This is a genomic window from Faecalimonas nexilis (genome assembly GCF_059731825.1).
Genome location: NZ_AP029189.1, coordinates 3,336,878 through 3,361,011 on the forward strand (window position 1 = coordinate 3,336,878; position 24,134 = coordinate 3,361,011).

Annotated in this window: 22 protein-coding genes and 4 pseudogenes; 8 read left to right on the forward strand and 18 right to left on the reverse strand. The window is 43.7% G+C overall.

The annotated features are described in order from the left end of the window. Window positions 1-78 precede the first annotated feature (78 nt). The 18 genes and pseudogenes from tnpB to AC6I5B_RS16565 form a co-directional block, all read right to left on the reverse strand. Window positions 79-291 carry an IS66 family insertion sequence element accessory protein TnpB gene (gene tnpB / locus AC6I5B_RS16480; RefSeq protein WP_497773461.1) on the reverse strand — a complete coding sequence of 71 codons (213 nt, stop codon included), beginning with the start codon at window positions 289-291 and terminating at the stop codon, window positions 79-81. Next, entirely contained in the window at window positions 285-698 is a 414-nt protein-coding gene (gene tnpA, locus AC6I5B_RS16485) for an IS66 family insertion sequence element accessory protein TnpA (protein WP_497773462.1), read from the reverse strand. Before tnpA ends, tnpB begins: the two co-directional genes overlap by 7 nt. 645 nt (window positions 699-1,343) lie before the next feature. Next, window positions 1,344-2,249, reverse strand: coding sequence for an IS3 family transposase (locus tag AC6I5B_RS16490; RefSeq protein WP_117788463.1), 906 nt, complete (start codon window positions 2,247-2,249; stop codon window positions 1,344-1,346). After that, window positions 2,249-2,590 (reverse strand): transposase, encoded by a 342-nt coding sequence (locus AC6I5B_RS16495; RefSeq protein WP_004615554.1) that lies wholly within the window; start codon window positions 2,588-2,590, stop codon window positions 2,249-2,251. The genes AC6I5B_RS16490 and AC6I5B_RS16495 overlap by 1 nt, the downstream gene beginning before the upstream one ends. 62 nt (window positions 2,591-2,652) lie before the next feature. Beyond that, a pseudogene (gene ltrA / locus AC6I5B_RS16500) lies at window positions 2,653-4,196 on the reverse strand (group II intron reverse transcriptase/maturase). 759 nt (window positions 4,197-4,955) lie between these two features. Then, window positions 4,956-5,681: pseudogene (locus AC6I5B_RS16505) on the reverse strand (VirD4-like conjugal transfer protein, CD1115 family); the annotation flags it as partial. 43 nt (window positions 5,682-5,724) lie between these two features. Next, complete coding sequence (locus AC6I5B_RS16510) at window positions 5,725-5,904, reverse strand: transposon-encoded TnpW family protein (RefSeq protein ID WP_004612908.1); 180 nt, start codon at window positions 5,902-5,904, stop codon at window positions 5,725-5,727. A 251-nt stretch (window positions 5,905-6,155) separates the two neighbouring features. Next, on the reverse strand, window positions 6,156-7,508 hold the full coding sequence (locus tag AC6I5B_RS16515; RefSeq protein ID WP_330409490.1) for a virulence-associated E family protein: 1,353 nt from the start codon (window positions 7,506-7,508) through the stop codon (window positions 6,156-6,158). Beyond that, on the reverse strand, window positions 7,444-8,070 hold the full coding sequence (locus tag AC6I5B_RS16520) for a CHC2 zinc finger domain-containing protein (RefSeq protein WP_004612911.1): 627 nt from the start codon (window positions 8,068-8,070) through the stop codon (window positions 7,444-7,446). Before AC6I5B_RS16520 ends, AC6I5B_RS16515 begins: the two co-directional genes overlap by 65 nt. Window positions 8,071-8,135: 65 nt before the next feature. After that, window positions 8,136-9,728 carry a MobQ family relaxase gene (mobQ, locus tag AC6I5B_RS16525; protein WP_004612912.1) on the reverse strand — a complete coding sequence of 531 codons (1,593 nt, stop codon included), beginning with the start codon at window positions 9,726-9,728 and terminating at the stop codon, window positions 8,136-8,138. A gap of 285 nt (window positions 9,729-10,013) precedes the next feature. Beyond that, window positions 10,014-10,319, reverse strand: a complete 306-nt coding sequence (locus tag AC6I5B_RS16530) for a DUF3847 domain-containing protein (protein ID WP_004612914.1) — start codon at window positions 10,317-10,319, stop codon at window positions 10,014-10,016. 86 nt (window positions 10,320-10,405) lie between these two features. Continuing rightward, window positions 10,406-10,963: an HD domain-containing protein gene (locus AC6I5B_RS16535; RefSeq protein WP_004612915.1), complete on the reverse strand. Its 558-nt coding sequence runs from the start codon at window positions 10,961-10,963 to the stop codon at window positions 10,406-10,408. 18 nt (window positions 10,964-10,981) lie between these two features. Next, window positions 10,982-11,599 (reverse strand): uracil phosphoribosyltransferase, encoded by a 618-nt coding sequence (upp, locus tag AC6I5B_RS16540; protein ID WP_004612916.1) that lies wholly within the window; start codon window positions 11,597-11,599, stop codon window positions 10,982-10,984. A gap of 200 nt (window positions 11,600-11,799) precedes the next feature. After that, window positions 11,800-12,090, reverse strand: coding sequence for a hypothetical protein (locus AC6I5B_RS16545; RefSeq protein ID WP_004612917.1), 291 nt, complete (start codon window positions 12,088-12,090; stop codon window positions 11,800-11,802). Next, on the reverse strand, window positions 12,068-12,364 hold the full coding sequence (locus tag AC6I5B_RS16550; protein WP_004612918.1) for a hypothetical protein: 297 nt from the start codon (window positions 12,362-12,364) through the stop codon (window positions 12,068-12,070). The genes AC6I5B_RS16545 and AC6I5B_RS16550 overlap by 23 nt, the downstream gene beginning before the upstream one ends. 109 nt (window positions 12,365-12,473) lie before the next feature. Further along, window positions 12,474-12,746, reverse strand: coding sequence for a DUF6809 family protein (locus tag AC6I5B_RS16555; protein WP_004612919.1), 273 nt, complete (start codon window positions 12,744-12,746; stop codon window positions 12,474-12,476). Window positions 12,747-12,763: 17 nt separating this feature from the next. Beyond that, window positions 12,764-13,111: a TnpV protein gene (locus AC6I5B_RS16560; RefSeq protein ID WP_004612920.1), complete on the reverse strand. Its 348-nt coding sequence runs from the start codon at window positions 13,109-13,111 to the stop codon at window positions 12,764-12,766. 2 nt (window positions 13,112-13,113) lie between these two features. Beyond that, a complete protein-coding gene (locus AC6I5B_RS16565) occupies window positions 13,114-15,366 on the reverse strand; it encodes a DUF4368 domain-containing protein (RefSeq protein ID WP_497773463.1) in 2,253 nt (750 codons plus the stop codon). A gap of 255 nt (window positions 15,367-15,621) precedes the next feature. Between AC6I5B_RS16565 and AC6I5B_RS16570 the strand changes: the two genes are divergently transcribed. The 8 genes and pseudogenes from AC6I5B_RS16570 to AC6I5B_RS16605 all read left to right on the forward strand — a co-directional run bounded on the left by AC6I5B_RS16570 (window position 15,622) and on the right by AC6I5B_RS16605 (window position 24,055). Then, a complete protein-coding gene (locus AC6I5B_RS16570) occupies window positions 15,622-16,605 on the forward strand; it encodes a DUF6017 domain-containing protein (RefSeq protein WP_002569163.1) in 984 nt (327 codons plus the stop codon). Between the two features lie 23 nt (window positions 16,606-16,628). Beyond that, on the forward strand, window positions 16,629-16,850 hold the full coding sequence (locus AC6I5B_RS16575) for a DUF5348 domain-containing protein (protein ID WP_002569164.1): 222 nt from the start codon (window positions 16,629-16,631) through the stop codon (window positions 16,848-16,850). Between the two features lie 41 nt (window positions 16,851-16,891). Next, a complete protein-coding gene (locus tag AC6I5B_RS16580) occupies window positions 16,892-17,368 on the forward strand; it encodes a PcfB family protein (RefSeq protein ID WP_002569165.1) in 477 nt (158 codons plus the stop codon). Then, window positions 17,365-17,907 (forward strand): annotated as a pseudogene (locus AC6I5B_RS16585) (type IV secretory system conjugative DNA transfer family protein); the annotation flags it as partial. The gene AC6I5B_RS16580 and the pseudogene AC6I5B_RS16585, both read left to right, overlap by 4 nt. Window positions 17,908-18,663: 756 nt before the next feature. After that, window positions 18,664-20,511, forward strand: coding sequence for a group II intron reverse transcriptase/maturase (gene ltrA, locus AC6I5B_RS16590; RefSeq protein ID WP_062807359.1), 1,848 nt, complete (start codon window positions 18,664-18,666; stop codon window positions 20,509-20,511). Window positions 20,512-20,632: 121 nt separating this feature from the next. Next, window positions 20,633-21,331 (forward strand): annotated as a pseudogene (locus AC6I5B_RS16595) (VirD4-like conjugal transfer protein, CD1115 family); the annotation flags it as partial. An 814-nt stretch (window positions 21,332-22,145) separates the two neighbouring features. Further along, window positions 22,146-22,871 (forward strand): reverse transcriptase domain-containing protein, encoded by a 726-nt coding sequence (locus AC6I5B_RS16600; protein WP_201885414.1) that lies wholly within the window; start codon window positions 22,146-22,148, stop codon window positions 22,869-22,871. After that, entirely contained in the window at window positions 22,868-24,055 is a 1,188-nt protein-coding gene (locus AC6I5B_RS16605; RefSeq protein WP_243097876.1) for an RNA-dependent RNA polymerase family protein, read from the forward strand. Before AC6I5B_RS16600 ends, AC6I5B_RS16605 begins: the two co-directional genes overlap by 4 nt. Window positions 24,056-24,134: the final 79 nt, after the last annotated feature.

Here is a 24,134-nt window from a genome sequence, read left to right on the forward strand (position 1 = left end):
AGGATATCATTATTCGAGAAGATTTCTTAGAAAGTCTTAATTTCTGGGCTTTCCAAGAGATTATCTCGAATAATAATTCTATTCTAATAACAACACAAATCCGTCAGCTTCCCAGAGCAAAGCTTTGATCCTGTCACAACGTTTTCCACAGAAAAGATACAGGGCGCTTCGCCTTGGATCCATATGGAGTTGATTCTCTACAATAGCACACAGCCCGTCAATGGATTTCCGCATATCCGTTCTGCCTGTTACGATATAGATTTCATCGGCGGCTGTGATATCCCCTAACATTCCAACTCCTTCACAATGCGAAGCGTTTGAGCCAGAAGCTGAGGATCTGTTCCATTTGGTATTGTTAGATGAAAACTTCCTACAGACAGCTTCATTGGCTCTGCTACGGAAAGGTTATTTCTTTCCGTAGCTACCGGAATCACATTTAATGGCTGTTCATATGGGAGCGGGTCAGTATCATGAAAATCCACTCTGACAACTTCCTGGTTTTCCGGTGCACGATAGCTGCGTCCGGTTGACGCTGGCAAATCCACACAGCCTTTCTGACGCAGCCTTTTTACCCAGTTGTAAAAAGTTCCCGGTTTGATGTCGTGTTCCACACACCATTGATGATCTGTCAATCCACTTTGACGGCATTCCATGATGAGACGGTATTGTTCTTCGGCAGGTATTCTTTTGCTTCTCATGAGCACACCTCCATAAATCGGATAGAGTAAAATGCTCGCATCTATCATTTCTAGCAAGAGAAGATGAAGTGAAATGCTTGCATTTTCTAATGATTATTATGGATTCATTTTTAGGGCAACACAATCCGTCGAATTATTTTGCGCTTACTTTGTTTATATCGAATAAGCTCAAAAATAATTTTAGTTCTCCCAAGAGAACCGCTGCACCTTGAATATTATCTTTACATATTATGCGCCTAAAGTGATTACTATTATGTATCCAACAATAATTTTTTTCCATTAATTTCTTGTCAAACTTATCATTATAAAAATAGAGCAAAAGACTGTCCTTTAATCCCGGAGCATGAATGTGAGTTTTAGCTTCCCTAATGGAATATTCAACCTCATAGTTATACTTGCATCTCAATGTGTAGATAAATATTTCAAAAAGAACATATACAAACATATCTTTAGGTTTAAAAACACCATTACATACAAAGCAAATTTTCTTGCATGCTCCTCTGTATACAGATAAAATGAAATGTATATCAGATAGCATCTTACTAATTTGAAAACTATCCAATCGACCATTGAACCTAATCTGTACAATTCCAGCATTGATATTGTCAATATTGGTTTACACTTTTTTCTCAAGAATGTTCGACCTTATGCTGCCTCCTGTAGCGAAGCATAGTATTGTTGTCGCTTAACCATTGGAGGTAGTCCACCATTAGCAGAGCAGATCCTCCGATTATTCCAGTAGCTGATGAAGTATCTCCAGATGAGCGTCTTTAACTGCTCTACGGTCATTGAGGTAGGATCGTAACGACCATAAAGTAATTCCTCTTTGAAGCGTGCCCACATGCTTTCGCATCTGGCATTATCATGGCATCTGCCACCGGCACTGTTCATGCTTTGAACAATGCCATATCTGTTGATAGCTTTACGATATAGCTCACTGGTATACTGGGTTCCCCTGTCACTGTGAAGAATAGCTCCACGGAGCATCGGGTAAGCTTTGCAAGCATTCTCTAAGGTTTGTTCGCATAGGGTAGCTCTCATATTTGTATCCATAGCAAGTCCCAATACTGCTAAATCATAGCAGTCAAAGATAGCTGAAACATAGAGCTTCCCGTCAGAAGCCTTTATTTCAGTCATATCGGTAATGCACTTTTCAAGAGGCTTTTCAGCAGCGAAGTCACGCTTGATTAAATCGTCGGATTTACTGGCTTCTCTATCAGCTTTGGTAATACCATTCGGCTTACGTTTTGGTTTATGATTAAGACCAATTTCTGCCATGACACGATAAACAGTTCTCTCACCGGGAATATGTACTCCCTCAGGCTGTTTGAGCTGTAAGGCCTGATACATACGGATTCTTCCATAAGTGTCATTGCATTCATCTTCGCTGCAAATATCAAGCATTGCATCTGCCAGTGCCTGATATTTCCAAGGGGTATCTTTTGTTTTTAGGAATTTGTTGAATGCCTGCCTTGAAACATGAAGCACTTTGCAATAAAAAGAAATTTTACCCTTAATCCGGCCGTCATCCGTTTTGATTGCAATAAACATTAATCTCTGTTTTTTGCTGACTTCCGACGGCTGGCTGCGAAAAAAGCACTTGCTTCCTCAAGGAATTCATTTTCTTCTTTTAAGCGACGAATTTCCTTATCCTGCTCTTTTACACGCTTTCTGAGTTCAATAAGCTCATCGTTAAGGGATAAAGCATTCTTGGGCGTATGAACTGCTTCATTTGCACTGAGACGCCCCTCTTTGAAGGCTTTTATCCAAGTGTACATAGTACCCTTTGGAATCCCTAATTCCTGAGCAGCTTTATGACCGCCGATTTCCTGGGCAAGCTTTACCGCCTGTGCTTTAAATTCATTGTCATAAGATTTTTGATTCTGTGCCATAGGTTTTTCTCCTGTTCTCGTATTGATTATGATTATATATCAAAATCCTTGAGAATAGGGTGTCAACTTTTATGATACAACACCATTTTGTATTTTGGATATTCATACGCCACATACCCTACTGGAATAATCATTCTTCCTTTTATCCATCGGAACTGCTTTGACTTTCCATACTTTTGTTGGATAAATTTACTGGTTATCTCACCCGTTTTTGTTATCGGAAAACATCGGTTATTGTGGTTCATACCGTTACTTTTCCCATTCACTTTATAGGCGATTTCTGCAAAATCTGCTGATACCATTGTTGCCATACAATAATAATTGTGCATACCCATAACCATTGAATTGTAAAGACTTATATTTTTATCAATTTCGCTTTGCTTGCTTGGATTTTTGATATCTTTCCAGACAGTCCGCAGCTTATTGATAACCTTATCTTTACTTTTGTCGGCTATATGTGAACGGATTATCCATTTATCACCTTTTGGAACAACTTTAAATTTGATTCCAAGAAAAGTTGTATAGTTCTTACGCAGGTTTGTGATTCCAGATTTCTCATCGCTTGTTTGCAGATGTAAATGTTCTGTAAGCCATAATTTTGTTGCATACATGGCTTTCTTAGCTGTTACATAGTCCCGACAGAATATCTTAAAATCGTCTGCATACCTTACGATGTACATTTCTTTAAGTTCTGTCTTTTCCCTCAGCTTTTTCCACTTTGGTGACCTGTCTATTGTGAGGATATTTCCCTCCTTATCAGTCCTGTAAAATTCCAGTCCGGATTTTCCATCTTTGACTTTAAACATCTCCCATTGATTAGCAATCCACCAGTCCAGCTCATTCAATACTACATTTGCAAGAAGTGGGGATAAAATCCCCCCTGTGGTGTACCTGTTTCCGGGGTAATTACAATGTCATTAAACAGGATTTCTGCTTTTAGCATCTGTTTGATTATCATAATCAGTTTCCTGTCCTGTATTCCAAGTCCCCACAACTGCCGAATCAGCTTATTATGGTCAATATTGTCAAAGAATCCAACAATATCCACATCTACTACAAAATGCAGATTTTGCAACTGTGCCATTTTATAGCATTGAGCAATCGCATTTTGCGTTGACCTGTATGGTCTGAACCCATTATTTCGTTCATGAAATTTTGCTTCACAAATCGGTTCCAGTATTTGCAGAATACATTGCTGTATCAGTCTATCCCATATACTTGGGATTCCTAATGGTCTGGTTTTTCCATTGTCTTTTGGTATTTCTACACGCCGGACCTTTTTAGGCTGATAAAAGTTCAATTTATTTCTGACGGTTTTAATGACCGTTTCGATTGGGAGTGACTGAATTTCTGTTATTGTCTTCCCATCTGTTCCAGGAGTTTTGCTCCCGTTATTTTTGCAGATATTCCGATATGCAAGTATGATATTCTGCTCTGATACTATCAGGGGCATAAGCCTGTCAAATTTATTACCTTTCAGACTGCCTTCATATAACTGATATCCAGTTTCTTTTGCGTCATATCTTTCTGCATTTCTTTCTGCTTTATTTACAATTCGTTTTGCCATAGTAACCAACTCCTTATTGGAGAATGATTTTTTCTTCATCTCACCTCGACAGCTATGAAAATCTCCATTTGGTGATTACTATATAGACATAAAGGAAATCTTAGTATCGGCTTGTGGCTATCCCTCCACCGCTTATTATCACGGTTTCATCGGTACTGTGCCACTACTCTCACAACCATAAATGTGCTTATTGTAGAAAGGATTCCTTTATACCTTTCCTTTTCAACACAACTACGGTACTTTGTCACTGATACAGTCAGTTCCCGTATTGGTTGCTTTCCACGTTCCACATAACTTAGGATTGTTGTCACTTAGGTCATTCCTTTAGCCCTGCAAGTATTATCTTTATAGATACCTGTGTCCTGTAAACACAGAGGGTATTTCATACTAACAACTTTTACTTTACCCCACTTGCGTACCTACTGGTACACTGGCATTTCTGCCAGCCATTCGTTTAGAGCCGTACATTCGGAATTTTGTCAGACCGCCTTACTGGTCATTCTAACCATATGGCAACCCCACCCGCACTGTCACACACAGCTTGTACCTCTACAAACCTTTCCTCACCTTGCAGTGTTAGGGTGTGCTTCGCACGACTTCCCCGAGCTTATAACCTTAATCGTCTGTATCCGACTAACGCTATTCGGAGTATTAGTGAATTCCCTTCAGGGCGTTACCCCTTCATTTGAAATTTCAGTTATGCAGTTCTCTAAAACCACATTTATTAAATTATTTGTGACTTTAGGCTACGCTTTTGTCGGTTATTCCCACCGTTTTCGGCGTAGAACGTGTCACACTATTTGCAAATTCATCAGCTAATATTCTGACGTGATATGGCAGCCTTCCATGGTGTACATCGTCCGCCCTGTCACATAACAGGTTAAATAACTGGCTGTACATCATTGCCACAACAAAGTTAAACGTATCATCGGTATCTGAAATAATGATAAACAATGCTGTTCTTTGATCTCCTACCATATCCAGTTCCATTTCATCATAGCTCATGATCTCACGAAGCTCTGCAATATCAAATGGAGCAAGTCTGGCTCCACAGCTAATAAGAATCGACTTTGCCGTTTTGCCGGCGGCTAATTTATATTTTTTATACTGGCGTACCGCAAAGTGTTCCGGTTCTTCTTTCTCCAGTTCCTCAAACAGCATATCTACTGCATTTTTAAATGTCTCATCATCTTCCCTTGTTTCCGATGCATTGATAAATTCAAGCAGCGTCGCAAAGTTCTGTTCCTCCTCCGGTGCTTCATACCAGATATAGCCAATCAATGCACAGTACAGAAGCCTTTCTGCCTTCGTCCAGAAATCCTCACTGGACTTCTCCCCTTCCCCTTTGGTGTTTACCATGATAGTATTCACCAGTTTCAGAATATCTTTTTCTGAATGAATATAGTGGAATGGGTTGTAGTGCATACTCTTGGAAAAATTGATCGTATTCAATACTTTCACTTTATATCCATGCCGTACCAGCATCTTTCCGCACTCAATAATGATCGTTCCCTTCGGAAGCGTTTCGTCAAGATAGAAAACGGAAAAGTCACAAATTATTTTCAATTCAGAAATTCGCCGCTTTCACATCATCACGCATTAACCGCTTCATCTTGTCCTCTAAGGTGTCCTTGCTTTCCTTGCTGAAATGAACGCCGATAACATAGGTGGTGTTTCCCATTCTCATGTTGAATGTTCCTACCGGGGTTGCCTTGTGTGCTTTTGCTGTGGTTGTGTTCTGTGTCATGCAATACCTCCTTGAAATGGAAAAAGCCAGACAGGGTGTGTGGTCGGCAACGAAGTCCGGCAACGGACTTCAAAAAACCTCGAACATAGTCCTATCTGGCTTATTTACTATTTTTACTTTTTTCTTTGATTTCTCCGTTGCTTTTGTTGCCAGAGAAGAAAATCCCTTGTAAATAAAGGACTTTTAAGAGATTTGCCCTGCAACGGACTTGACAACGGGGTAGCAACATAGTCGGCAACACGGTCATTTTTTCAAAACGGTAATTCCATCTGTCGGGCTTCTTCCTCGGTCAGTTCACGAAAACCGTCCGTCAGATTTGAGCCTGTTGCCGATGGCTCGTTGTCGGGCGGTGGTATGCGTTCCCACCCTCGCTGTCTGCCATACTTGGCAAAGCTGCGTGGATTGGAAAACGGTCTCCATCCCTCAATGCTGTTGTTCATGATTTCATTGATTTCTCGGATTTCCCATTGCTTCGGCTCATCAAAAGGGTGGTTCAGAGCTTCTGCATAGATCAGCTTGGAGCAGACCTGTGTACCTTTGAAGTTATCAAGGAAAGACTGGATCAGTCCTGCTTTCGTGTCCTCCGGCATAAACTGCTTTTGCAGTTCTTTCAGTTCCTTGTCCATATCCTTTGATAAGGTCAGCTTTACAGGGAAGTTCTGATAGATGAACATGACTTCTGCCCACATCATATCAATGAACGCTCTGGATGCGGCTTCATCTTCCAGAATGTGAATCTCTGCATTTTCAGGGTGTACCATGATAGGCAGAAATCTACGGTTGCCGCTTCGGTCAAGGGGTAGAAAGTCCATCGTGTTGGAAGAACCTCCGAACACACATTGTCGCAAGCGGTCTGCCGGATGGGTTTCATACGGCACTTTATAGGTTTCTTTCGCCCTGCTGATAAAGGACTTAATATCCTCAATGCTCTTGGCATTGGCTGTGGCAATCATTTCCGACATTTCGATAATCCAATGCCCCTGCATTTTACGGTACACATTGTCATCGTCAATCTTTTTCAGGTCATCGGAGAACCATTCATCTTTGACTGCCAGCAGACGGAAGAAAGTGGACTTTCCTGCACCCTGTCCACCCACAAGGCAGAGCATAACTTCAAACTTACAGCCGGGTTTGAACACTCTGCTGATTGCTCCCAACATGAACAGCCGTAATGCCTGATAAGTGTACTCGCCTTCCTCTGCTCCGAGAAATCGGGGCAAGGCATAGCGGATGCGTTCTGTTCCGTCCCATTCCAGACCGTTCAGATAATCTCGGATAGGGTGGTACTTGTTGCTGTCAGCGATAATGGAAAGGGCTTTCTGTATTTTCTTCTCGCTGGTCAGACTATATTTATCTTCCAGATAGAGCATGAGATAATTTAAGTCCGTGTCGGTCAAGGTCGCTGTCTGCTTGCTCCACCAAAGCGGCTTCACAATGTCGATACGCTCGGTAAGAATGTTATATCTGACAGCACCTTGCAGAACGGGGTCATTCTGAAAAACGGTCAGACAGTTGCGTATGCTGTTCTTGATTGCTCCGTTATCGGTCAAGTCCAGACTTCCTCTGACTTCTTCCACGGTCATGCTCGGCTGTGTGTCCTGCAATTCGCTGTTCAAGTTTCATCACCTCTTTTCTCTGCTCGGCTACAAGAGCTTTCTTTTCTTCGGGAGTGTCATAGAGAAGAATATCCAGCAGGTATTCGATATAGCTTTTCTTCTCCAATGCTTCCACAAAAAGCGGGTGCCACACTTCATCCGTCCGTTGCGGTGCGTATTGCTTTTCCCACTTCCTCAGAAGATGGAAGTAATCGGACAGCACCTTGTAGCAGTGATTTTCTTCCTGCTGATATTTCTGCTCCGGGGTAGGCTCTCGGATTTTCGGTCTGATTGACGGTTTCTGTCTGCTGTCATAGCTGATACCAAAATCATCAGCTATCTTCATGGCGGCTTCTTTGCTCGGCAAGCCAAACAGTCGGGAAACAAAGTCAACTGCGTCTCCATCTGCCTGACAGCCAAAGCAATGAAAGCGGCGGTCAAGTTTCATGCTGGGGTTCTTATCATTGTGAAAGGGGCAGACCGCCATTCCGTTTCGTCTAATACGGATTCCATAGCGTTCTGCCGCCTGTCGGGTTGTTACATTCTGTTTTACTGCTTCAAATAAATTCAATAGGCATTTCCTCCTGAAATAGAAAAAGCACCTGCTATTTTCCAAATGAAAACGGCAAGTGCCTGTTAAAGTTCCATATCCTGTTTTTTCTGCTTGGGTGCTTTCTGCACCTGTTTCTGTTTCTTCTGTTCCTGCTCATACTGCAAGCGTTCTTTGAGAGAATGCTTCGGCTCTGGCTGTTTCTCTCCCGTCTGTTCCGGCGATAGAACCTTGCTAACCCAGTAGCGAATATCTTTCATCGGCTTCAATTCTTCATTGACTGCGGCAAGCTGTTCTTTCAGATCAGCGTGAGTAGTCCGCAGACCGTCATATTCTTTTTGCAAGGCTTTCAAATCCACATTCAAATCAGCACCATGCTTTTTCAGAATGCGGTATGCCTTATTAAAAGCGGTCAGCTCGTCCTTATGACTTTCGACATAGGCTTCCTTTCGGATTTTCCAGCCGATTTTGATATACTTGTCATGGACTGCTTTATGCTTTTCACAATCAGCAACGGCGGTCTGAATGGCGGTAATGGCTTTCATGCGGTTAGCGGCTTTCTGCATATCTTCACGAATGGCAGTAGCCTTTTCACTCACCCCTTGCAGGGCAATGTCCAAATCTTCCAGCGTGAAAAGCTCATGCCGTTGTAGATAGACGGTCGCTTGGGAAATGGTTTTCAAATCATCGGTCGTGCCTTTCTGCTGTCCGTATCTCGACCATTCGCTACGCTCTGCCTTTCGCAGATTCAGATAATCACGCAGTAGAACGGCAAGGTTCGGAGAAGCATTTTTCTTTTCCGCTTCATTTTCTGCAATGACTTCTTTGGTGGCTTCCAGAATGTCAGCAATCCAGTCACGCAGACTTTTGATAGTGCTGCGGATAGCGTTCATCATGCGGTTGGCGGCTTTAATGTCTCGGTTGAGATTGCCGATGTTGGTGGCAATGCCTTTTCGCTCCAACGCAGAGACAGCCGTTCCCATGTGGACTGTCGGGATAATGTCAAGTCCCTGTCTTTCATAGGAACGCATATCAATCCGTTCTGGACTTCCGGCAAGTTCCAGATATTTGTTCTGAACAATTTCCCAACCATGCCGCCATTCCTCGGCATGGTACTGTTCGTTCCAGTCAACGGTATCTTCCTTATGGCTTTTCCATCTGCCGGATGGGAGCTTGATACGCTCGCCGTTTTCGTCAAGGTCATAAACCTTGCGGCTCTTAGGCATCCATTTTCCATTTTCATCAATGGCTCGCATGGTCAGCATGAAATGGCAATGGGGATTGTGTCCCGGCGGATCGGGGTCATGGATTGCGAAATCACAACACATTCCCTTTGAAACAAACTGTTCCTCGCAGTATTCTTTGACCATCTGCGGTAACAGCTCCATCGGGACTTCTCTGGGCAGGGCGGCAACAAACCGTCTTGCAAGCTGTGAGTTCCATTGCTTTTCGATTTCTTCAACGGAGTTCCAGAGGGTTGCTCGGTCTGCATATTCGGGTGGAGCATTTGGGGGCAGCATGATTTCCGTATAGACCACTTCTTTTTTGCAAGTGTAATTCTTGGTTTTCTGGTCATACTCGGAAAACAGCTTTTCTCCGGCTTGGTAGGCAGCTCCGGCAACCGCAGAGTTGCCTTTGCTTCGCTGAGTGATTTTGATATTGAAGTGGGGTACTGGCAATTTGTGTGAACCTCCTTTCGGTGCAAAAAAATGACCGATACTTTTCAGCAGCGGTCAGGTGGTGGAATATAAACTTGCTGTCGGGGAATGATTGCTTGCAATCGTTTCCCGGCGGCAAGTCCACAAAGGGGTAGTTGGCAAAGCCAACGCAGGGGAAGTGTAGCTTCCCCTGTATGATTGGAGCAGACTGCGGAAATCATCAGCTCCCTGCAAGGGGCTTTCGGCAGAACGCAATGCACAACCTTTAGGTGGTGTATAATTGCGCCCTTTTTCCAAAAGGGTCTTTTAGCTCCCGTTCGGCTGCCCCAATTCCTTTCGGTTCGCAATCAGCAAATCCAACTTCTTTTGAACCGCTTCGCTGTGAAAGATGAAAGTCAAAAGCTCCATCACATCATCATCGGTCAGAGTGGTCGGCTCTTTCAAAAAGGTTTCCAACATTCCGGCACGAGTGCAAAGGCGGTGGGTTCGCTCACTTCGGGTCAACCTCTTTAATTCGCTCTGCAATCGCTTTTCCTTGTGCATGGCTGCGGTCAGCTTTCGCTCGACCACATATTTCTCACGCTCCAATTTTTCCAGTTCTTCTTTACTCATAGACAAGCTCCTTTCGCAATAATGGATAAAACAAAAGCGACCAACTTTTTACGGTTGATCGCCTTTGGCTTAGACAATACTTATAACTATTTTTCTATCTTTGCAAGTGTATCCTCTCGTATAGCTTGTCGTAATGTAGTAAGATATTCTGAAAAACTCACTCGGTCATCTGCATAAGTCAAATTTAATTTATACTCTTTCGGAATCCATGTAGATAAATCAGAAGCGTTATGCTGAATTAAAGCTTCCAAGCTATCAATAGCTTTATATATCTTAGCTTCGACAGTTTTTCTTTCTGTCATCTCATTATATAGAGCTTTCATTTCTTCTGCATAATAAGACGGTAACGTATCTATCCAGTTAAATAGTAAATTTTCTTCTATATCCTCATGCACTTGCTTTTTATCAAAGGTAGGAATGTCTCCTGTAAAGCATTCACCCAAATCATGAATAATACACATACGAATAACTTTATCCATATCAACATCTGGAAACTCATCCCGCATAAAAAAAGCCATCAGCGTCATCATCCAGCTATGTTCTGCTACACTCTCGTGTCTTCCTTTCGATGTATAGCAATGCCTTGTCGTATCTTTTAAACGCTCAGCGACACTTAGCGCATTTAATAATTCTCTGGAATTCATAATTTTACCTCCACATTATCAAATTACATATTCATTTTCTCTTACTCCATATAATCTATCTCCGGTATCTCCATTATACGGCAGTAAATACCCATCTTCTCTAATTCCGTCTGCCATATGGACTAAAAATAGCTTCACTTCTGGATGCTCCTTAAAAATTCGTTCTATTCCAGATTGACATCCGAACATTGCCATAATAACTACATTTTCATCTTTGAAACCATACTTTTTCATGTGTTCCAGTGTTTTCAAAATGCTACCAGCTGTAGCAAGTGCCGGATCTGTGATAAAAACTCTTTTACTTTCTGGTTCTTTTATCTGTTCAAATTCATCCCAAGCAACAAATGGTTTTAATGTATGCAAATTACGTCTCATGCTAATTCGTGCAACATCTGCTTTAGGCAACCTTTTTGTCAATCTATTTGACATAGACATTCCTGCTCTCAGTATTGGGATAATTACAGCATTTTCTCCAACATCATTTTTAGACACGGCATATGTTGATAATTCATCTGTTAAATCACCAAGTAACTTTGCATATTCTTCTCCAACAACGCTTAAATCAAAATAGCCTGATACTCTATTGCGTTCTTCGTATGGTATCATAACGAATAAATTAGGATGCTTATAATTCATATCAAAATCCTTCTTTCCGTATACAGCTTATGTTTATAATTTATAATTGCAGGACTATGTCCTTACTCGAAGTATATCATATCTGTATTTCTAATTCAACATTGTACACCTCATATAATCTGTATTTTTCAGCTAACAGCCAAAGAAAACATCAAGTGCAGACCCGACATTTTGACCGCAAATCAACCCAAAATGCTACATCATTCCATCTGGCTATTGAAACCGTTTTGCTTGGCGTTCTCGCTTGCTTTTCGTCTGCGTTCCTCGCTGTACGGCGGTTGCAGACGGATAGAAAGTCTGGACTTGTCCAGAAGATAAGTCACACCGCCTTGCTCATGGGATTTTTCCAGTCGGCAGAGATCGGGGTGCTTTTTACTGAACAATGCCAGTCGCTTTCGCAGGCTGGCATTGTAGGTGTAGATACTGGCTGTGTCCTCGCCCTCATTAAAGAGGATGATAGTTTCTTTTTCATACTTCGTCAGCTTCGCCATAACTTTTCTCCATGTGATGATTCCAGTAGCTATCCATAATGACTGCCTTGTGCTGGTAGTATTCCTGCATCTGCAAACGCAGATTGTAGTAGAAACGACGATACCATTTGTCGCACTTCTCGTCACTCAGCTTGACCGACAGCATATAGAACAGTTTCTTTGCCGCCGGATCAGGAGTAAGGGCAGCTACATAACGCAAACGCTCAACCGTTGCTTCACGGTTCGGACAGCCAAAGGTATACAGGGTTTTCATTTCCTTCAGGTTCATTTTCATTCAAAAGTCCTCCTTGATAGTTGATAAAATAAAAGCGACAGATACTCAGAATAGAAATACCTGTCGCTTTGCTCACGATATTAAATTGTTGGTTCTGCACTTGACTTTTTTACTTAAAGTCGGGCAGTTCGTATATCTCTTTCATCAGCAGAACGCCCATTGTAAAACCATACTTGAAATGTTCCTCGGTCTGCATAGTCTGGCAGTCTGCAAAATTGTCATTGAGCTTATCCAGCTTCGCATAATCTTCTTTGCTCAATGTCTGCTCAAAGTATCGCATGATGTCTGCGATTGCCTGTCCTGCTTCCCGAAACTTCTCTGATTTCGGTACTACCGTTTCTGCCGGATAAATCTCTCCATTGAAGATTGCTTCTAAAATCATAAATTCACGCTCCTTTCTCAGCAGTAAATCAGCTCGCCCTTGATGGCTTCCTCAGCCTGTGCAACACAAGCGTTCATCTGGCGAACCCATTCGATTTGATTTTCGGCTTTGAGCTGCTCCGTCACGCCGTATGCCTTTGCAAGCTGTGGCACGATGATTTCCATACGCTTCTTGGCGGTTTCCTCAATCTCCGCACAATGCTCATAGAGAGTTTCATTCAGCACCATGTCGGAGAACAGGACTGGATTAGCCAGTCGCAGATACTCCTTTCGCATCCGTCCCCACTTGCCAAGACGGATATTCGGATTTTTCAGCTTGATGTCGGGGATGTAGTAGTCTCCACATTTGATAAAATTCAGTTCCATATTCAAGCACCTTTCTTTCTGTGATATTCTTCCCTGCGTTTGGCAAGGGTAGTTTCATAGCGTTTGATTGCATCGGGGTCTCCGGCTTCTGCATCGGCTTTCATTTTCTGATAGCTTCTGACAGTAGCTTGGCTCTGATACTTTCGCATTTCAGCCAGCTTCTTTGCTGCTTCTTCATCGGTCTTGGCAAGCTCTACAAGGGCTTCACGCTCTGCCTGTCGCTTGGCAGTTCTTGTCCTCGTGTATTCAGCCTTGCGTTCTGCCATCATAGCGGCATATTCGGGGTCTGCCGCCATGCGTTCTTCCTCACGCTCCTTTTTTCGCTGTCTGGCTACGGCTTCTTTTTCTTTCAAGGCTTGCCATTCCTCGGCGGCTTTCGGGTCTGTCTTGGCGGCTTCTTTCAGCTCCTTTCGGGAAAGTTTCTTTTGCCTGTTGGCTCGTTCTGTCCGTTTGCGTTCCGCTTCCAGTAGCTTTTCACGCTGTAAGCGTTCCTTTTCTTCCATTTGGGCGATATAGGCAGGGTCGGCTTCTCTGGCTTCCTTGATTTTCTGCTGTCTGCGGTGGTTTCGCTCACGCTGCAAGGCAAGTTTGCGTTCATATTCAGCAATAGCTTCCGGGTCTCCGGCTTCAACAGCTTTCATCAATGCTGCTTTTTTCTGTTTCTGAACCTCTGCGGCTCGTTTCGCCTTTTCCTGCTTCTTTCGCAACTGCTCGGCTTCGATGGCGGCAATGCGTTCTTCTTCGGAAACAGTTTCAACAGGGGGATAGTAGTTGCCGATGAAGTTGAAATAAATGTCGATATTCTGCTGACGGTAAACGGTGCGACCACCTGTGGCTTCGTGGACTTCCACTCTGTCAATAAAGGCATAGAGCATGGTGTCCGTCAGTTCCTCGCAGTTTCGGTACTTGTTGACTAAGGCGATAAAGCGGTTGGTGTCGATTTTCTCAACTTCTTCCTCTTGTATCTGTCCCTGCAATTCCTCAACTCGTTTTTCCAGCATAAGCTGTTCTTCATCGTACTGCTGTATCATTCGCTGTGCCTGTCGCTCCGGCAACAGACCGCTGATGGCACTGTCATAGAGCTTCTGTATCTTTGCATCCAGTTCAGCCATTCGTTTCTTGGCTTCGTCAATTTCCTGCTGTCCGTTGTTGGCTGACTTGGATTTGCTCTCATTCCATACGGTCTTGAGCTGGGAAATAAACTCTGCTTCGTTCTCAATGACATATTGGCTGACCGCTTTGATTGCCTGCAAAATCGCCGCTTCCAGAGCGGAGGTTTTAATGAAGTGGGAAACACATTCATTGTTCTGATTTCGATAATTGCCACATTGAAAAGCAGAATCGGAATCATAATGTTTTCCGCTTTGCCTTGCTTCGGGGCTGATGAATCCCATTCGTGAACCACAATCCGCACAATAGATCATGCCGGACAAACGGTGGGAATAAGTTCCGTTTGCGGCTCTCGGTTTTGCACGAACACGGAGCTTCTGGGCAATGTCCCATGTGTCTTGGTCAATGATGGCTTCGTGGGTATCGGGGAATATCATCAGTTCTTCCGGCGTTGCGGCTCTGCGTTGCTTTGTCTTGAAGTTCTCACAGATGGATTTGCCCAACACGGTATGACCGAGATATTCCTGCCTGTCCAGAATATGACCAATCGTATTTGCGTTCCAACGGTAAGGGTCGCTGAAGCTCCTGTTTCTGCAATTTTCGGGGAAATACTTTGCCGTATATGCAGATGGTATCAGCACCTTTTCTTCGGTCAGTTGTTCCGCAATCGCCGTCACGCCCATACCTTGACAGGCAAGACGGAACACCTTTCTGACGATTTCAGCAGCCGGTTCATCCACAACAAGGGTCTGCTTATCTCCGTTGATACGCTTGTAGCCATAGGGGATAGCACCGCTGCACCTTAGTCCCTCTTTCATTCTGGACTTAAAGACAGCCTTGATTTTGTTGCTGGTGTCTTTGGCGTACCACTCGTTCATGATATTCAAAAACGGTGTGAAGTCATTTTCGGTTGGATTGGCACTATCCACATTGTTGTTGATAGCGATAAAGCGAACACCCTTTTTCGGGAATACAATCTCTGTGTAATAGCCGACTTGCAGGTAATTTCTGCCAAACCTTGAAAGGTCTTTTACTACCAGAGTGTCCACCCGTCCGGCTTCGATTTCTTCCAGCAGGGCGGTAAAGCCGGGGCGGTTGAAAGCTGACGTTAGATAACGATACTTTTGAAAACACTGGAAAATCAAGGTTTTTCGAGCGACGGACAAGCAGGGTATTGTACTAAAAACTGAATACGACGCAGAAGCGGCGTTTCTTACTCTCTACATGGGAGAACAGGAACGCCGCTTTTTTATGCCCTTTGTTACGCAGTAGGGGCAGAAAAAGCCTTGCTACAAGCGATTTTGCGGGCGCGTATCTGGCGCGGCAAGGGATTTATACCTTATCCCCCGAAACCGCGCTTCTACTGCGTAACAAATCCACAGCAAAAGGAGTGATTTACTATGGCAGTTTTCAGAGTGGAACGGAACAAGGGCTACACCGTAATGAGCAACCACCACCTACGCAACAAGGAGCTTTCCTTAAAGGCAAAAGGGCTGTTGTCGCAAATGCTGTCACTCCCCGAAGATTGGGACTACACCTTGAAAGGCTTATCCCTTATCAACCGGGAGAAGATAGACGCTATCCGCGAAGCCATTAAGGAGCTTGAACGCGCCGGGTATATCGTTCGGTCAAGGGAGCGCGACGAGAAAGGACGCTTGCGGGGCGCGGACTATGTGATATTCGAGCAGCCGCAGCCGCCTACGCCGGATTTACCTACATTGGAAAATCCAACATTGGATAATCCAACGCAGGAAAAACCAACATTGGAAAAACCTACGTTGGAAAATCCAACGCAATTAAATAAAGATATACAAAGAACTGACTTACCAAAAAAAGAAAAATCAAATACAGATTTATCAAGTACCCATTCCATTCCTATCCTTTCCCCTAACCCCTCTCCTTGCAGAGAAGCGGCTACGCCGCCGGAACGGAAAGGAACGGAAGCGGCAGCACAGAGCGCAGTTGATATATACCGGGAAATCATCAAGGACAATATCGACTACCACATTCTCAAACAGGACATGAAGTTTGACGGGGACAGGCTGGACGAGATTGTAGACCTCATGCTTGAAACCGTATGCACCGCCAGAAAGCGGGTACGGATTGCGGGGGACGACTACCCGGCAGAGCTTGTGAAATCTAAGTTTATGAAACTGGACGGCGAGCATATCCGCTTTGTGCTTGACTGTATGCGGGAGAACACAACGAAAATCCGCAACATCAAGCAATATCTGAAAGCAGCCCTTTTCAACGCCCCGTCCACTATCGGCAATTATTACACTTCCCTTGTCGCCCATGACATGGCAAGCGGCGCACTGTCACCGAAGAAGCCGCAGTACGGCGACCCGGACTATTATTCATTCAAACCGGGCGAAAGCCTGTAAAACAACAAAAGGAGGATTTTATTATGGCACAGAAAATGACAGGAGCATTGGTATTTGACGAGCGCACCGACCGTTACGACATTCGCTTTGACTTAAACAGCTACTACGGGGGCTTGCATTGCGGTGAGTGCTTTGACGTATTCGTGCGGGGCAAGTGGAAGCCGACCCGGATTGAGTACGGCGACAACTGGTATCTTGTGGGTATCAGAGCCGAGGACTTGAACGGGCTGCGGGTGCGTATCTGACCGCCGCCCCATAAAGAAACGCGAAAGGAGGACGCGAGGAATTGCAGGACGAAGTAAACGAAAAGACCATAGCCCTTTACATCAAGACCGGGAAGCTGACCGCCCAGACGCTCCAAAAGGCAATGAAAGCCATACTGTCAAAGGGCAAAAAGCAGCTTGCAAAACCGCCACAGGGAAAGCAGAGCTTAAAGCAGCTTATGAAGCAGAACGCGGGCGTTTCCAACATTGAGATTACCGAGGGCAATATCAAAGCCTTTGAGAGTACGGCGAAAAAGTACGGTATCGACTTTGCGCTGAAAAAGGACGCAACGGAAAGCCCGCCCCGCTATCTGGTTTTTTTCAAGGGGCGGGACGCGGACGTGCTGACCGCAGCCTTTAAGGAGTTTTCCGCAAAGAAGCTGACACAGGAGAAAAAGCCCTCTATCCGAAAGCTGCTCTCTACGCTCAAAGAAGCCGCACAGGGCAAGAACGCGGAACGGGCAAAGGTCAAGAACAAGGACAGGGAGGTATCGCTATGAAGCCGGAAATCAAGAAGCTGCTTATCCTAAATCTCCCGTATCTGCTCTTTGTCTGGCTCTTTGATAAAGTGGGCGCGGCTGTCCGTCTATCCCCCGGCGCGGACGCAAGCGCAAAGCTGCTACATCTTGGGGACGGTTTTACCACCGCCTTTTCCAGTATCGCGCCGAGCTTCCACCCGGCAGACTTACTTATCGGCATTGCGGGGGCGGTCATTGTCCGGCTGATTATCTACACCAAAGGCAAGAACGCGAAGAAATACCGCCGCGGGACAGAATACGGTTCGGCGCGTTGGGGCGGGGCTGACGACATAAAGCCGTACACAGACCCGGTATTTGAGAACAATATCCCCTTAACGCAGACGGAACGGCTCACCATGAACAGCCGCCCGAAGCAGCCGAAATACGCAAGAAACAAAAATATTCTTGTAATCGGCGGTTCCGGCAGCGGCAAGACCCGGTTCTTTGTGAAACCGTCGCTCATGCAATGTACGTCAAAGGATTTTCCAACGTCGTATATCGTCACTGACCCGAAAGGAAGTGCGAGACGTTCCAGTCTGAAAAGGACTGGCACATCTCAACTGAATCATTGTTTATTGTAATGAAATTAGTTCGAGTTGGAGAACTGAATGCGTGAATAGTCGAATGAAGGGGTAACGCCCTGAAAGGCTACTCTAATACTCCGGCTGGCATGGAAATGAGTAAACATTGAAATGTCAGAAGCCCGGTGAAGTCGGCAGAGAGATACCGTAACAATAGTAGTTGACGAAAGCTGTCCAGAGGTGGATGGTGTATCCTATATGCCGGGAGTCTATAAAATACCTATGGTTAGAATGGTGGATGTTACATAATCCACTGACGAACCCTCGAATGTACGGGTCTATATCGGGACTAAGTATAAATGCTTAGTAACACAACTAGTGTTGCTACTGCGGGTGAGTAAGACTTCTGCCTTTATGAAAATCCGTGCAATGTTACAGGCATTGATGTGGTAGCAGGCTCAGAGATGGGAACCTACGGGTATATAGGAACAGATAACGCATTCGGAACGTCGTAAGCTGACAGCGTGGAGATTTTACTGTCTATGAAACGTATCGAACGGGAAAGTCATCGTGAGATTAGCGATGATATAAGGGAGATAATGTCAGTGAAAGCGGTGGCATAGTACCGATGAAACCGTGATAACAAGCGGTGGAGGGATAGCCACTAGTCATATATTAGAGTAAATAAGTTACAAATGGTATGGGTTCGAGTAAGACTAAGAGATGTAATAACTCCCAGATAGGAGGTTACAGACCATACAAAAGAAAGCTAAGCTCCGGTACAACGAATATTACGATATGCAGAAAGCATTCGATGAGTTGTATCAGCAGAGCAAAAATGGTAACAACTTTTATAAGTTATTAGAAATTATCGGTTCAGAGCAGAATATTTGCCTGGCATACCGAAACCTAAAAACCAATAGCGGAAGTAAAACCGCTGGTACAGATGGTAAAACAATCGAGGATATCAAAGGTCTATCGGACAGGGAAGTAATTGAAACTGTCAGAAAACAATTAGCAGATTATCATCCGCAATCAGTCAGGAGGGTCTTTATTCCTAAGCCCGGAAGCGATAAAAAGCGTCCGTTAGGGATTCCATGTATCTGGGATAGATTGATACAACAGTGTATCCTACAGGTGTTAGAGCCGATTTGTGAACCTAAGTTTCATAATCACTCATATGGATTCCGGCAAAATAGAGATGCCCACCATGCGGTCAGCAGAGTTGTCAGCATGGTAAATATGTATAAACATTATTATTGTGTGGATGTGGACATCAAGGGCTTCTTTGATAATGTAAACCACGGAAAGCTGCTAAAACAGATATGGACATTAGGTATACGAGATAAACGATTGCTATGTATCATTAGCAAAATATTAAAATCAGAAATTGAAGGAGAAGGAATACCGGACAAGGGTACACCGCAAGGTGGGCTGATTAGTCCGCTACTTTCGCTCATTGTGCTGAATGAACTTGATTGGTGGGTAAGTAGCCAGTGGGAGACTTTTACACCAAATGGAGTGAAGAAAGGCAACATGAAAGGAAGTAAGGGCTGGTTGAGTTATGCACGAAAATATACAAATCTAAAAGATGGGTATGTGGTGCGTTACGCTGATGATTTTAAAATTATGTGCAGAAGTTATACTGATGCACAAAGATATTATCATGCGACAATAGACTTTTTAAAGTCAAGATTAAAACTCGACATTAGTCCGGAGAAGTCCAAAGTTGTTAATCTCCGAAAGAACTCTTCTGATTTTCTGGGATTCAAAATTAAAGTCCTGCCAAAAGGCAAGACCAGATATGGATACATTGCTAAAACTGATATGAGCGATAAAGCCATCAAAAAGATTACTGCTGAATTAAAGGCAAAAGTGATTAATATAAGGAAACACACAACTGTTGGTAGAATCAATGCCTATAACATGGCAGTGATAGGGATACAGAATTATTACTGTATTGCTACCAACATATATAACAATCTAACGGATGTTAATTACGCTCTCTTACCAACCTTTAGAACCAGATTATCATGTATTGGAAGTACAATTCCGTTTGCGGAAACGCCCTATGAATTTCAACAGAAAACTGTAGGAATCAAGAAAGAAACCAAAATTATAACAGTAGGCAAAATGCCACTACTGCCACTTACAGGAGTTCATCACAAACATCCTATAAATTTCTCACAAGATATTACCAGCTATACAGCAAAAGGAAGAGAAAAGATTCATAAATCTGTCCAATGTGTAGAAACACAGGAATTACGAAATGTGATGAAGTATAGGAATCCTAATGAAAGCATTGAATTTAATGATAATAGTATTTCTGCATACCTCGTGCAACAGGGGAACTGCTATGTCATGGGAAATAGGCTGAATGTACATCAAATGAAATGTATAAGGAAAATTCCAGTAGGTGAAGGTGGTACAGACAAGCATACTAATATCGCATTTATTTCAGAGGAAATATGGCGAGCTGTTATGACAGAGGATATTTCAGAAACTATCAGAATAATGAAGAGATTCAATATGGACGACAAGCAAAGACGGAGATTCAACCGATTGCGTGAAAATTATGGATTACTACCAATTAAGAAAAGATAACTTATAAATTTACTTGAGTATGATGGCACGCCGTATGATGCGAAAGCATCATGTACGGTGTAGAGCGGGGGAAAAGGTGGAGATTACTTCAAAGCCTTACCTATCGCTATCACTGATTTTGGAAACCGGGAAAATGTTGCAGCGGTACAAATACCGTATCAAAGTGCTAAATACGATTAACTTCAAAAAATCCATGAAATACAATCCCTTTGCCTATCTGCGGAGCGAAAAGGACATTTTGAAATTAGTCAATACCATTATCGCCAACACCAAAGGCGACGGGGAAAAATCCGGCGAGGATTTCTGGGTGAAAGCGGAAAAGCTCTACTACACCGCACTAATCGGCTATATCTGGTATGAAGCCCCAGAGGACGAGAAGAACTTCACGACGCTGCTTGAAATGATAAATGCGTCGGAAGCCCGCGAGGACGACGAGGATTTCCAGAACCCGGTTGACCTCATGTTTGAACGTCTGGAAGAAAAAGACCCGGAACATTTTGCAGTCAAGCAGTACAAAAAATACAAACTGGCGGCGGGCAAGACCGCAAAAAGCATACTTATCTCATGCGGCGCGAGGTTAGCCCCATTCGACATTAAGGAGCTGCGGGAGCTTATGGAAACCGACGAAATGGAGCTTGACACCATAGGTGACAGAAAGACCGCCCTTTTCGTGATTATCAGCGACACCGACGACACCTTTAACTTTGTCGTGAGTATTCTCTACACACAGCTATTCAACCTCTTGTGCGACAAAGCAGATGATGAATACGGCGGGCGGCTTCCCGTCCATGTACGGTGCTTACTTGATGAATTTGCGAATAGTGTGACACGTTCTACGCCTAAAACGGTGGGAATAACCGACAAAAGCGTAGCCTAAAGTCACAAACAATTAAATAAATGTGGTTTTAGAGAACTGCATAACTGAAATCTCAAATGACGGGGTAACGCCCTGAAGGGGATTCACTAATACTCCGAATAGCGTCAGCCGAATACAGACGGTTGGGGTTATAAGCTCGGGGAAGTCGTGCGAAGCACACCCTAACGCTTAATGGCGAGGAAAGATTCGTAGAGGTACGGGTTGTGTGTGACGGTGCGGGTGGGGTTGCCATATGGTTAGAATGACCAAAAAGGCGGTCTGACAAAGATTCCGAATGTACGGCTCTAAACGAATGGCTTGCAGAAATGCAAGTGTACCAATGGGTACGCAAGCGGGGCAAAGTAAAAGTTGTTAGTATGAAATGCCCTCTGTGTTTACAGGACACAGGTATCTTGAGGGATTCGCTCGAAGATAATGCTTGCAGGGCTAAAGGAACGACCTAAGTGGCAACAATCCTAAGTTATGCGGAACGTGGAAAGCAGCCAATACGGGAGCTGACTGTATCAGCGGAAAAAGTACCGTAGTTGTATCGAAAAGGAAAGGGATTGAAAGAGCCTTTCTATAATAAGTGCATTAGTGGCTGTGAGAGTAGAGGCACAGTACCTGTGAAGCCGTAACAATAAGCGGTGGAGGGATAGCCTCAAGCCGATACTAAGATTTTCTTTCATGCCTATATAGTAATCACCAAAATGGAGATTTTCATAGCTGTCGTGGTGCGACTAAGAAAAAATCATTCTCTGATAAGGAGCTGGTTACTATGGCAAAACGAATTGTAAACAAAGCAGAGCGAAATGCAGAAAGGTATGACGCTAAAGAAACAGGCTACCGATTATTTGAGGACAGCCAGAATGGAAAGACATTTGACAGGCTCATGCCGTTGATTGTGTCAGAGCAGAATATCATACTTGCATATCGAAATATCTGTAAAAATAGTGGGAGCAAAACTCCCGGCACAGATGGGAAAACGATTGTAGCGATACAGTCACTGCCCATCGAATCGGTCATTAAAACCGTCAGAAATAAGTTGAACTATTATCAGCCAAAAAAGGTTAGACGAGTTGAAATCCCGAAAGACAACGGAAAAACCCGCCCATTAGGGATTCCGAGTATTTGGGACAGACTGATACAACAGTGTATCTTACAGATACTGGAGCCGATTTGTGAAGCGAAATTTCATGAGCGGAACAATGGTTTCAGACCATATCGGTCAACTCAGAATGCAATCGCACAATGCTATAAAATGGCACAGTTGCAGAATCTGCACTTTGTAGTAGATGTAGACATTGTTGGCTTCTTTGATAATATCGACCACAGTAAGTTGATTCGGCAGTTGTGGGGAATCGGCATACAGGACAGAAAGCTGATTATGATAATCAAGCAGATGCTGAAAGCGGAAATCCTGTTCAATGACATTATAATCACTCCCGAAACGGGTACACCACAGGGGGGATTCTATCCCCACTTCTTGCAAATGTTGTATTGAATGAACTGGACTGGTGGATTGCCAGTCAGTGGGAAATGTTCAAAATCAAAGAGGGTAAAACAGGTTTAGAGTTTAACAAGACTGATAAAGAGGGAAACGTCCTCACAGTAGACAGAACGCAGAAATGGAATAAGCTGAGAGCAAAAACCGATTTGAAAGAAATGTATATCGTAAGGTATGCAGATGATTTTAAGCTATTCTGTCGGGATTATGCAACGGCGAAAAAGGTAATGTGTGCCACAAAACTCTGGTTGGCAGAAAATCTGCATTTACAGACCAGTGGAGAAAAGTCGGGTATCACAAACTTGCGGAAGAATTACACTACTTTCCTCGGTATCAAATTTAAGGTTGTACCAAAAGGCAGTAAGTGGGTAATACGTTCCCACATGGCAGACAAGAGTAAAGCAAAGGTCATTAAAAAGCTAAGTGACGTTTGGAAAGACATAAAGAATCCGAGCAAACAAAGCGAGATAGACCGAAATATAAGTCTTTATAATGCAATGGTTATGGGAATGCACAACTATTACTGTATGGCAACTATGGTATCAGCAGACTTTGCGGAAATCGCCTTTAAAGTAACGGGAAAAAGTAACGGCATGAATCATAATAACCGCTGTTACCCCATAGAACGTCAAGGCGAGATAACCAGCAAGTTTATTCAGGAAAAGTATGGAAAGTCTAAGCAGTTCCGATGGATAAAGGGAAGAATGATTATCCCTGTTGGATATGTGGCTTATGAATACCCCAAATATAAAAGGCGTGAAGTCAATAAATATGTGAGGAAGTATTCAGACATCGAAAACTGTATCAGCTACGATGTTATGAAATACATGATGGAAAATGCACATCTCTACCCTACGTTGGAGATGGCAGACAACGCTCTTTCGAGATATATCGCACAAAAAGGCAAATGTGCGGTAACGCACAATGCCCTGTCAATATCAGATATGGTATGTGTGCATATCAAACCATGTAAGGGAGAGCGAAACGACACTTACAGGAATTTGATTATCCTGTCAAAAGAGGTGTCAGAACTGGTTGGAGCAACGAATCCTGTAAAAATTGGAAAGTTGCTTAAAGACTTACAGTTGACCGAAGAAATGAAAGATAAAATCAATAAACTCCGAAAACACAGAGAGTTGGAGGAAATACAATTCGAGGACTATATAGGCACTAAAAAGTAATCTTAGTCGGTGGAACGCCGTGTGATGGGAAACTATCACGCACGGTGTGGAGCGGGGGAAAAGCCCGAGGTGGAAACGC

Coding starts and splice junctions, on each gene's coding strand:
- tnpB (WP_497773461.1), bottom strand. CDS start 291: ATGTTAGGGGATATCACAGCCGCCGATGAAATCTATATCGTAACAGGC.
- tnpA (WP_497773462.1), bottom strand. CDS start 698: ATGAGAAGCAAAAGAATACCTGCCGAAGAACAATACCGTCTCATCATG.
- AC6I5B_RS16490 (WP_117788463.1), bottom strand. CDS start 2,249: ATGTTTATTGCAATCAAAACGGATGACGGCCGGATTAAGGGTAAAATT.
- AC6I5B_RS16495 (WP_004615554.1), bottom strand. CDS start 2,590: ATGGCACAGAATCAAAAATCTTATGACAATGAATTTAAAGCACAGGCG.
- AC6I5B_RS16510 (WP_004612908.1), bottom strand. CDS start 5,904: ATGACACAGAACACAACCACAGCAAAAGCACACAAGGCAACCCCGGTA.
- AC6I5B_RS16530 (WP_004612914.1), bottom strand. CDS start 10,319: ATGAGTAAAGAAGAACTGGAAAAATTGGAGCGTGAGAAATATGTGGTC.
- AC6I5B_RS16535 (WP_004612915.1), bottom strand. CDS start 10,963: ATGAATTCCAGAGAATTATTAAATGCGCTAAGTGTCGCTGAGCGTTTA.
- upp (WP_004612916.1), bottom strand. CDS start 11,599: ATGAATTATAAGCATCCTAATTTATTCGTTATGATACCATACGAAGAA.
- AC6I5B_RS16545 (WP_004612917.1), bottom strand. CDS start 12,090: ATGGCGAAGCTGACGAAGTATGAAAAAGAAACTATCATCCTCTTTAAT.
- AC6I5B_RS16550 (WP_004612918.1), bottom strand. CDS start 12,364: ATGAAAATGAACCTGAAGGAAATGAAAACCCTGTATACCTTTGGCTGT.
- AC6I5B_RS16555 (WP_004612919.1), bottom strand. CDS start 12,746: ATGATTTTAGAAGCAATCTTCAATGGAGAGATTTATCCGGCAGAAACG.
- AC6I5B_RS16560 (WP_004612920.1), bottom strand. CDS start 13,111: ATGGAACTGAATTTTATCAAATGTGGAGACTACTACATCCCCGACATC.
- AC6I5B_RS16570 (WP_002569163.1), top strand. CDS start 15,622: ATGGCAGTTTTCAGAGTGGAACGGAACAAGGGCTACACCGTAATGAGC.
- AC6I5B_RS16575 (WP_002569164.1), top strand. CDS start 16,629: ATGGCACAGAAAATGACAGGAGCATTGGTATTTGACGAGCGCACCGAC.
- AC6I5B_RS16600 (WP_201885414.1), top strand. CDS start 22,146: ATGGCAAAACGAATTGTAAACAAAGCAGAGCGAAATGCAGAAAGGTAT.